Source organism: uncultured Nostoc sp. (assembly GCF_964245575.1).
Taxonomy (GTDB): domain Bacteria; phylum Cyanobacteriota; class Cyanobacteriia; order Cyanobacteriales; family Nostocaceae; genus Nostoc.
This window is the reverse complement of the sequence record NZ_CAXTNP010000288.1, coordinates 1-9,294: the sequence shown is the minus strand read 5'-3', so window position 1 is coordinate 9,294 and position 9,294 is coordinate 1. Positions and strand designations below refer to the sequence as shown.

Sequence of the window (9,294 nt, the reverse complement as noted above, 5' to 3'; positions counted from 1 at the left end):
GTGGTGGGTTCAGAGCAAGCACTGATTGCAATTTTTAATTTTATATTTTTAATTTCGAGAAGCGACTTGACGTTCTGCCAATTGGTCAAACAAACAGAATATTGTATTTAATAACTCGACTAATTCCCCAGGATATGTCCGACTTGAAAACTCTGTAAAACCAACAATATCGGCAAATAGTACCGTCACTTCCAGAAAGCTATCAGCAATACTTGTAGGCTGTTCTTTTAATTGTTCTGCAATCCTCTCTGGCAGAATATTTAGTAGTAGCCTTTCTGATTCATGCTGGGCTAGTTCCATTGCCTTACGGGCGTAAAAACTTTTTTTGCAAGCGTTCGTATAAAGAGACAAAAAATACACAAATTATGCAATTCCAAAATAAGCATAATCCTTGTTCAGCATAAAAAATGATGGGTTGTGTAATATGTGATTATATAAAATATATAAGGTTAAATAACAAATTATTGTTCAGAATTGAGATATTAAATGCATCCACCATTGGACTGGAATGATTGTAGCCTAAGTGAGAAGCATTAGAGTCCAAATATTTCTTCTAGGTTCCAGATCATTAAACAGCAAAGCTATATGAGTTGGAACAGCACAAGTTACAGACCAGGATAAATTCAAAAAAATTAAGTTAGAATGGCGGCGACCGATAGGAATTTTACATAAAGCCCAACAAATAAGATTGGTTAATTATAGTAAAAGACCGATTGAGAAAACGTATATATTGCCTTTGAATTGTGAATTTCTACAAATATAAAAAGAGGTTAAATTTAAGAAAAAATAATCAGAATCTGCGCCTGCAATTGCAGCCGTATCAGCAGAAAGCTTTGTCGTTGTTATTTGTATGATTCGGCAAGGTTATTGTTGGTTTGTCTATCAGACATTCCATGACTAATAAGCGTATCTAGTTGGGTTTTATCTGATTTACTTGGATGAATCATGCACTTTTTGCGTTATTAGTAATCAAGGGACTAGGGACTGGGGACTCAATTCTACCCAATCCCCAATCCCCAATCCCCAAAATGGCTCGTACCCCTACACTAAATTTTGATCGTGGCACATTAATTTTGCATCCACCACCACGCGGCAAAGGTTGGATGGATTATGCTACGTGGGATGATAGAGTTGAAAAATTCCGTATTCCAGCAATTAGATATCGATCGCTAGTGGAAGCACTACAAGCGGAAGATGTGAATTTTATTGATGAGGCAAAGGAATTTTATCCTGTAGATTTGGTTCCCAGTCTGGAAATGGAACCCTATCCCCACCAGACTGAGGCGCTAGCGGCTTGGAAACTGGCGGGTAGACAAGGGGTCGTTGTGCTTCCTACGGCGGCGGGAAAGACTTATTTGGCGCAAATGGCGATGCAATCAACGCCACGCACGACGCTGATTGTAGTGCCAACTTTGGATTTAATGCATCAGTGGTATGCACATTTGGTAGCGGCTTTCCCTGATGCTGAGGTGGGATTGCTGGGAGGTGGTTCGCGGGATAGAACAGCTATTTTAGTTGCAACTTATGATAGTGCAGCAATTCACGCCGAAACGTTGGGGAATCAGTATGGGTTGATTGTTTTTGACGAATGTCATCATTTACCTACAGATTTTAATCGGGTGATTGCTGAATATGCGATCGCACCTTATCGTCTTGGACTCTCGGCTACACCAGAACGCACTGATGGCAAACACGCTGACTTAAATATCCTCATTGGGCAAGAAGTATATCGCAAACGCGCTGAAGATTTGGCGGGGAAGGCGTTAGCAGAACATGAAATTGTCCAAATTAAGGTAAAGTTATCGCAACTTGAGCGGGAAAGATACAACCAGTTAATTCAAACCCGCAATGACTTTTTAAAGCAATCTCGAATTTCTTTGGGGAGTCTTCAAGGTTGGCAAATGTTTGTACAAATGAGTGCTAGATCGCAATCTGGACGTAGAGCTATGTTAGCGCACCGAGAAGCGAAAGATATCGCTTTGGGTACTGATGGTAAATTGCGAATTCTGGTTAATTTATTGGCAGAACATTATCCGGCAAGAATTTTGATTTTTACTGCTGATAATGCGACGGTTTACCGCATTTCTCAAGAGTTGCTAATTCCGGCAATTACTCATCAAACTCCTGTGAAGGAACGCCATGAGATATTAACAAAGTTTCGAGAGGGTAAATATAATACTTTGGTTGCTTCTCATGTGTTGAATGAAGGGGTTGATGTGCCGGCGGCTTCTGTGGCAATTATTTTATCGGGAACGGGTTCGGCTAGGGAGTATACTCAGCGATTGGGTAGGGTTTTACGGAAGGGGAATATTGAGAATAAGCAGGCGATTTTATATGAGGTGGTGGCGGAGGATACGAGTGAGGAAGGGACTTCGGCTAGGCGAAGAGGGGAGAGGAGAGACGAACCGCCAAGACGCGGAGGACGCAGAGAGGAAGAGGAGAAGAAAGGGAAGTTACAGGTTGTGTATGGGAGTGGGAAGGAACGGAGTTTGAAGGCTGCGGAACAGTTAGAAATTAATTATTCAACCGGAAGTTCAAAATCTAAAATCCAAAATTCAGATGTTACCAACAGAGTTACTGATGCATCGCCAAAACGGGGAGGAGATTATTCCGAAGAGACTGAAGATTGATCAGAAAACTTCGGAGTTGGCGATTGAGTTAATTAATTATTTTCAATCAGCAGTAGGGAAGACTCAAGGTGTGCTTGAGCGACAACTGACTGATTTTGAAGGAGATTCTACAGATTATCGGGTGAAGCGGGGATTAGCTTATATTCTCAAAAGCAGTTTTTGCACTTTTGAGGTGGTTAGTCCTTTGGAACCACAAATGTTAAGAGAACGGGTATTTTCGTTGGCTTCAAAGTCTGTTTCTAGTCGAGAATCAACACAAGTTACTTTGAGTAAAATTGCTGATGAGTTAACTCAAGAACTTGAGCGGGAAGTTTTATTAGAACAGGTTCGGAATGGACTATATGCTGATTTATCAGAAAATAAGATTTTGACTGTTTTTGATGCACCAACAGCGCCAGATTTGTTAAATCGATATAACTTATCTCAGGTGCAGGGTGTGTTTTATAAGGCCAGTCAACTGGTGTTAAATGCTCATCGGAATGTTCCGGGAGAATATAAGCTGTTGTTTCGCTATTTAAAATTGTTTCAATTGATGGCTTATATTGAGGGCGATGCTGACCACGGGTTTACAATTACGATAGATGGGCCGACGAGTTTGTTTAATTCTAGTACGCGATATGGGTTGGCGATCGCTAAACTGATTCCTGCTTTACTTCACGTTACCAAATGGAGTCTTTCTTCGATTCTCCAAAGCCGCGACGCTTATACAAATGCTTGGAAAACTGGACGTTTCACTCTCAATTCTGAATGTGGTTTAGTATCCCATTATCCACCAGGTAAGCCCTACGATAGTATGTTAGAAGCATCCTTTGCTGATAAATGGGATGCATTGAAAAGTGGTTGGGCGTTAGAGCGAGAAGTTGATTTGATACCGATTCCCGGTAGTGTAATGATTCCCGATTTTCGCTTAGTTCATGCTGATGGACGCACTTTCTTATTAGAAATTGTTGGTTATTGGCGACCAGAATATTTACAAAAGAAGTTTTCTCAGGTGCGGCGGGCTGGACGTGACGACTTGATTTTGGCAATTTCTGAGCGACTTAATTTAGAAAAGGCGGGAGTAAAATTAAATGATGTTCCCGCGAGAATTGTTTGGTTTAAAGATAAGTTATTGCCGAAAGCTGTGTTAGCTGTAATGGATTGATAGTAATGCCTAATATTCAAGAACACGTAAACACTCTCGTTACGAAATTTGTTCCATTTTATAGATTTCTTCGTCTAGAAGAACTCACAATTGATAAAAATAATTCCCTCCAAACAGAAATTAATAGTAACTCAATTAAAGTTATAAGTTGGAATATTGCTAAACAAAACTATAATAAAACTTGGATAAAAGATTTTTCAGCAATAATTGAAAGCTACCAACCAAACCTGATATTTTTACAAGAGTTTTCCCTCAAGTTAGAAGCAGATAAATTAGACAATTTGCTGAAAATGAATTGGAATTTTGCTCCTAACTTTGTAGATATTCATCATCAAACCTATTCGGGAATTTTCACAGCAGCTACAATCAGTCCACTTACAAAAAAAGTTATAACTACTAAACATTACGAGCCGATTGTTAAAACTCCTAAAATTTCTTTAGTTACTGAGTATCTACTATCTGATCAACACACAACTCTCCTGACAATAAATAGTCATCTGATCAATTTTGTAGATTTAAATAAATTTAAAATACAACTAAATGAATTAGAGTTAGCGTTATCTACACATCGTGGCCCACTAATATTTTCGGGAGATTTCAATACTTGGAGTCAAAAAAGAGCAGTTATCCTCAATCAAGTAACAACTCAATTAGGATTAACGCCTGTAATTTTCGCACCTCATGAGAAAGAGAAAATTAAACGCTTCCTGTTATCACCCCCTTTAGATCATATCTTTTATCGCAATCTCAGTGTGAAGAAAGCCAGTGCTAAGGTGCTAGACAAAATTTGTTCATCCGATCATAAGCCATTGCTGGCAGAATTTACTTATACCAATCCTCAAAAAAATTAAGATGCTTGTAGATGGTGGTGTTCTAGCTGTTTTTAGCACAGCTACAGTTGTTGTTCATGTCGTGGGAGTTGCACATGCAGCCCATGCAGTGATGAATGTACGTTCTTCCCAAGGGGCGATCGCCTGGAGCATTTCTCTAATTACCTTTCCCTGGCTAGCTATTCCATTGTATTGGATTTTAGGAAGAACTAAATTTCATGGATATGCTGAAACACTGCGATCAGTCTATGCACAACACTACAACCTTATTCAGCCGATTTATAGTGACCTTATTAAATTTCAGGTTGCGCCACCAGATAATCTAGCCGAGTTGCAACCATTAGCGAAGGCTTTTACAGAAATTCCTTTCACATCAGGTAATGCTGCCGAATTACTAATTGATGGTCAGCAAACCTTTGAAGCGATGCTGAAAAAGATTGCCTTGGCGACAAATTATATTTTGTTCCAATTCTATACTGTTAACGATGACCAAGCCGGTAATGAGTTTAAAGAAGCGTTGATTGCTAAAGCTAAGGAAGGAATAAACATCTACTTTCTTTACGATGAAATTGGTTCCAAGAAACTATCTCGTCCTTATATCGAGTCTCTAGAACAGCATGGAATTGCAGTAAGTGCATTTAACACCACCCAAGGTCAGGGTAATCGACTCCAATATAATTTTCGCAATCATCGGAAAATCTTAGTGGTGGATGGAGAAATAGCATTTGTCGGGGGACTGAATATTGGTGACGAATATTTAGGAAAGAATCCTCGCTTGAGTCCTTGGCGCGACACTCACATGATGCTCGAAGGCCCAACTGTGCAAAGCCTACAAAACTCCTTTGTGCGAGATTGGTATTGGGCGACTCGAAAACTTCTCGAAGTTAATTGGCAGGTAAAAATTAATCGGGAAACTAATCAAACTGCATTCATTCTTCCTACAGGCCCCGCAGATACGCTACCAGCTTGTAAGCTTTTTTTCGTCGAACTAATTAATCAAGCTCAAACTCACCTCTGGATTGCTAGTCCATATTTTGTGCCGGACGAGGCAACATTGTCAGCTTTAAAACTGGCAGGAATGCGAGGTGTAGATGTGCGAATTCTCTTACCAAATCGACCCGATCACTTATTTGTTTATTTATGTTCCTTCTCTTACTACACCGAAATGGAAAAAATCGGTATCAAGTTGTATCGTTACAAAAATGGGTTTATGCATCAGAAAATTATAGTCATTGATGAGAATATAGCAGGGGTAGGAACTGTTAACTTAGATAGTCGCTCTTTTTCCCTCAACTTTGAAGTTATGGGTTTTGTTACTGAACCTGGGTTTGTCCAAAGTGTGAAAAAGATGTTAGAGGATGATTTAGCTGTCTGTGTTCCTGTTGATCTTGATGAGTACGATAAAAAACCTTTTTGGTTCAAGTTAGCTGTGAGAGTCTCTCGATTGCTGACTCCTTTACTTTAATTACTAATAATTGCTTTTACCTCTAAATTGTGAAAATTACATATCTGCTAAAAACTTCTCTGCAATCTCACTCACCGACTCCAAACATTTTTGCCTTCCCAATACTGGGCGACTCTTTTTTCCCACTGCTCCCAGTAATCTTTGATGACTGCTGATTCAAACCAAAATATTTCTGCTGGCATTTCTGGAATCGCTATTACCAAGAGAGCGTGCTTTAGCTGAATGCCATAATCTTGATAATATTCGTTAGCTGCTCCTATGTACGCCGTAAGTTGCAGTGGATGTTCATATAAATGCTCAATTGAGCCTTTGGGTTTGTCTGCTGTTTTCCACTCGCAAATACAGGGAATACCTTGATAACTGGCAATACAATCAACTTTGCCAGAATAGCTCAAATCATGATGAAAAACAGAGCCTTCCACGAGTCTAACTGTGTCGATTTCTTGTAAAACTGGCTTGATACTCTCCCAATAAGGGCGACTCGCTTCGGGACAAACAGGGTTTTGTCCAAGGAGGTAGCGCTCAATTTGCTTGTGTGTTTGGGTTCCCCGACGACTAGCAGATGTAGTAATGCGGGTAGCTTCTTCTGTACCAATACGCGCTTTCCAGTTTAATAATCTGTCTCGGTCTGCTTGTGATTTGGTGGCATTAAGTATTGTAGTCACGCTGGGAAAGCGATTTCCCCTGGCATCTACATAATATTGTTTACCATTTTCTCTCTTTGATGTGGCATTAATCCGTGGTAGCAGTTGGGTATCAGATTGCATCAGTTGGTGTGTTGACTTTGAGATTCCCTTAAGAAGGAAAGTGAATAAAACCACTTTCTATTGTAAGGAATAGGGCTGCGGGTAAGGGTTTGTTACAGTGGAAAATGTAACTTTTATCGGTTATTCCTTTAAATCATCCGCCTCTATCTCCTGTGGTTTCAGCAATTTTTTGCGTAGGCGTAGCGCAACTCAGGCATCGCTTCACCTCAAAGTAGCAAAATTCAAGTTCTCAGCCTCAACGTTCAAGCTTTTATCTCGGAGTTCCGAGTTCAAAGGTCGGAGTTCCGAGCTAAAAGGTCGGAGTTCCGAGTTAAAAGGTCAAAGTTCCAAGTTAAAAGGTTGAAGTTCCGAGCTAAAAGGTCGGAGTTCCGAGTTCAAAGGTCAGAGTTCCGAGTTCAAAGGTTGGAGTTCCGTGTTCAGAGGTCGAAGTTCCGTGTTTATTTTTTTAACGAACCGCCAAGGACGCAAAGGACGCAAAGAGAAGGAGGAAATGCTTAACTGAACTGTATTGCGCCATAGGTTATAAAGCGATTAATAGCTAAAGTCTTTTAAAAAAGACTGAGAAAAGGTTTGAGTCCACTTGAATGGACTTGCACTATTAGCTTTGCGATTGATTGCAAGGCAAGATAGGGGGTTAATTGCTAAATGTGTGTGATATATTTCCGAAATAGACAGAACTGCATTTGTATCTCCCAGTGCGATGTCGTATTTCATTACTAAATTATGGAACCTGTAACACTGACGGCTGTTGCAACAGCGATCGCCACTATAGTTTTAACTAAAGCTCTAGAAAAAACAGGCGAAAAGCTTGGTGAAGCTGCATTAAATAAAAGTCATGAGTTAATCGAACAGCTACGTCATAAAAATAAGTTGCCCTTGTTAGCGGATGCGACACAGCAAAATCCACAGCAGCCATTAGATTATGGCAAAGCAGTGCTGGAGTTGAAAGCAGCAGCAGAAGCAGATACTGAAATTGCTCAATCTGTGCGGGAAGTGGAAGCAGCCGCAAATGCTGATCCCCAAGTAGCGCCGAAAGTCCAGGCGTTAGCAAATGACCTAAACTCGCAAACAGCAGGCGTTATCAATTCTACAAAGTTAGCTGACTCTATTAAAAACGTCTTTCAGGGAAATACCATCATTGGTGGTAACTTTTGACTACAGTCGCCCGAACGGGAACAGGTAAAGTTAAATCCCTCTACTGAAACACCGCAAAATTTACCCATGAGTGGGGTGGTGAAGTTTGTTGGACGTGAAGATGAATTGCAAAACCTTCACCAGATGTTGCAGGAAAATAATCAGGTGGTAATTGCTGCGATCGCTGGCATGGGTGGACTGGGTAAAACAGAACTGGGCTTACAATATGCAATGGCTCACCGTGAAATTTACAAGGGTGGAATTTGCTGGTTGCTGGCAAAGGTTGGAGATGTGGGCATTCAAATTGTGCAGTTTGCCAGAACGCAGCTTGACTTAAACCCACCAGAAGATTTGGATTTACCCGTGCAAGTGCAATACTGCTTTCGGCTTTGGCGCGAAGGTAATGTGCTGCTAGTATTAGACGATGTTGGAGAATATCAACAAGTTAAGCCTTATCTACCTTCGCCATCTTCTCAATTTAAAGTGTTGATTACCACGCGCCAACACTTAGGAGCATCTATAAAGGAATTATCTCTAGATGTATTGCAACCAGAAGCAGCGCTGGAGTTATTAAAGTCATTTTTTAAAGAAACACCACAGCGAATTGAGCAAGAATTGGCTGTTGCAAATCAGTTGTGTGAATGGTTGGGATATTTGCCTTTGGGTTTGGAATTAGTCGGGCGATATTTGGCGCGAAAACAAGACCTCTCTTTCACAGAAATGTTGCGGCGGTTGGAGAAAAAGCGACTAGAACAACCTGCCCTTATTAAATCAGAAGCCGATATGACCGCACAAGGAGGTGTATTAGCAGCCTTTGAGTTGAGTTGGCAGGAATTAGAAGATAGCGATAAGCAGCTTGGCTGTTTGCTAAGTTTATTTGCCGCCGCACCTATATCTTGGAAGTTGGTAGAACAGTGTTTACCAGAGTCAGACGAGGAAGAGTTAGAGGAAATTAGAGATGATACCTTGCTGAAACTGCATTTGCTACAGCGTAAAGGTGAGGGAATTTACCAACTGCATCAGCTGCTAAGAGAGTTTTTTCAATATAAGTGTACAGGTTTAGAACAGGCAGAGGAGTTTAAGCGATCGCTTTGTCGAGTAATGGTAGCAGTTGCCAAAGATATTCCTGAAAACGCTACTCTTAAGCAAATTACTGCTGTTTCCCCTGCCATTCCTCATATAGCTGAAGTAGCGAATCATCTTATTCAATACCTCAGCGATGATGATTTACTTTGGCCTTTTGAGGGCAACACTACATTTTATAATGCTCAAGGTTTATATAACCAAGCTTTACCCTGGTTGAAACAATGTCTAGAAGTCACTA

General features: G+C 40.5%; 8 protein-coding genes. 6 read left to right on the top strand and 2 right to left on the bottom strand.

Features of this window, described 5'->3' with window-relative positions:
* Positions 1-48 precede the first annotated feature (48 nt).
* Positions 49-300 (bottom strand): adenylate/guanylate cyclase domain-containing protein, encoded by a 252-nt coding sequence (locus ACFFAP_RS31555; protein WP_375514906.1) that lies wholly within the window; start codon positions 298-300, stop codon positions 49-51.
* Between the two features lie 728 nt (positions 301-1,028).
* Between ACFFAP_RS31555 and ACFFAP_RS31550 the strand changes: the two genes are divergently transcribed.
* The 4 genes from ACFFAP_RS31550 to cls are packed head-to-tail and all read left to right on the top strand — an operon-like array spanning position 1,029 to position 6,069.
* Entirely contained in the window at positions 1,029-2,630 is a 1,602-nt protein-coding gene (locus tag ACFFAP_RS31550; RefSeq protein ID WP_375514907.1) for a DEAD/DEAH box helicase, read from the top strand.
* A complete protein-coding gene (locus ACFFAP_RS31545) occupies positions 2,560-3,774 on the top strand; it encodes a DUF790 family protein (protein WP_375514905.1) in 1,215 nt (404 codons plus the stop codon). The genes ACFFAP_RS31550 and ACFFAP_RS31545 overlap by 71 nt, the downstream gene beginning before the upstream one ends.
* A gap of 5 nt (positions 3,775-3,779) precedes the next feature.
* Positions 3,780-4,625 (top strand): endonuclease/exonuclease/phosphatase family protein, encoded by an 846-nt coding sequence (locus ACFFAP_RS31540; RefSeq protein ID WP_375514904.1) that lies wholly within the window; start codon positions 3,780-3,782, stop codon positions 4,623-4,625.
* A gap of 1 nt (position 4,626) precedes the next feature.
* Positions 4,627-6,069 carry a cardiolipin synthase gene (gene cls / locus ACFFAP_RS31535; protein ID WP_375514903.1) on the top strand — a complete coding sequence of 481 codons (1,443 nt, stop codon included), beginning with the start codon at positions 4,627-4,629 and terminating at the stop codon, positions 6,067-6,069.
* A gap of 71 nt (positions 6,070-6,140) precedes the next feature.
* On the opposite strand, the gene ACFFAP_RS31530 is transcribed toward cls, so the two are convergent.
* On the bottom strand, positions 6,141-6,836 hold the full coding sequence (locus tag ACFFAP_RS31530) for a PD-(D/E)XK nuclease family protein (protein ID WP_375514902.1): 696 nt from the start codon (positions 6,834-6,836) through the stop codon (positions 6,141-6,143).
* 723 nt (positions 6,837-7,559) lie between these two features.
* Here ACFFAP_RS31530 and ACFFAP_RS31525 point away from each other — a divergent pair.
* Both ACFFAP_RS31525 and ACFFAP_RS31520 read left to right on the top strand, forming a co-directional pair.
* Entirely contained in the window at positions 7,560-7,991 is a 432-nt protein-coding gene (locus ACFFAP_RS31525) for a hypothetical protein (protein WP_375514901.1), read from the top strand.
* 66 nt (positions 7,992-8,057) lie between these two features.
* On the top strand, positions 8,058-9,294 hold a 1,237-nt coding region (locus tag ACFFAP_RS31520; RefSeq protein ID WP_375514900.1), incomplete at its 3' end, for an NB-ARC domain-containing protein.

Excerpts from the sequence above, each read along its gene's own strand:
- ACFFAP_RS31555 (WP_375514906.1), bottom strand. The coding sequence starts at position 300 with ATGGAACTAGCCCAGCATGAATCAGAAAGGCTACTACTAAATATTCTG.
- ACFFAP_RS31550 (WP_375514907.1), top strand. The coding sequence starts at position 1,029 with ATGGCTCGTACCCCTACACTAAATTTTGATCGTGGCACATTAATTTTG.
- ACFFAP_RS31545 (WP_375514905.1), top strand. The coding sequence starts at position 2,560 with ATGTTACCAACAGAGTTACTGATGCATCGCCAAAACGGGGAGGAGATT.
- ACFFAP_RS31540 (WP_375514904.1), top strand. The coding sequence starts at position 3,780 with ATGCCTAATATTCAAGAACACGTAAACACTCTCGTTACGAAATTTGTT.
- cls (WP_375514903.1), top strand. The coding sequence starts at position 4,627 with ATGCTTGTAGATGGTGGTGTTCTAGCTGTTTTTAGCACAGCTACAGTT.
- ACFFAP_RS31530 (WP_375514902.1), bottom strand. The coding sequence starts at position 6,836 with ATGCAATCTGATACCCAACTGCTACCACGGATTAATGCCACATCAAAG.
- ACFFAP_RS31525 (WP_375514901.1), top strand. The coding sequence starts at position 7,560 with ATGGAACCTGTAACACTGACGGCTGTTGCAACAGCGATCGCCACTATA.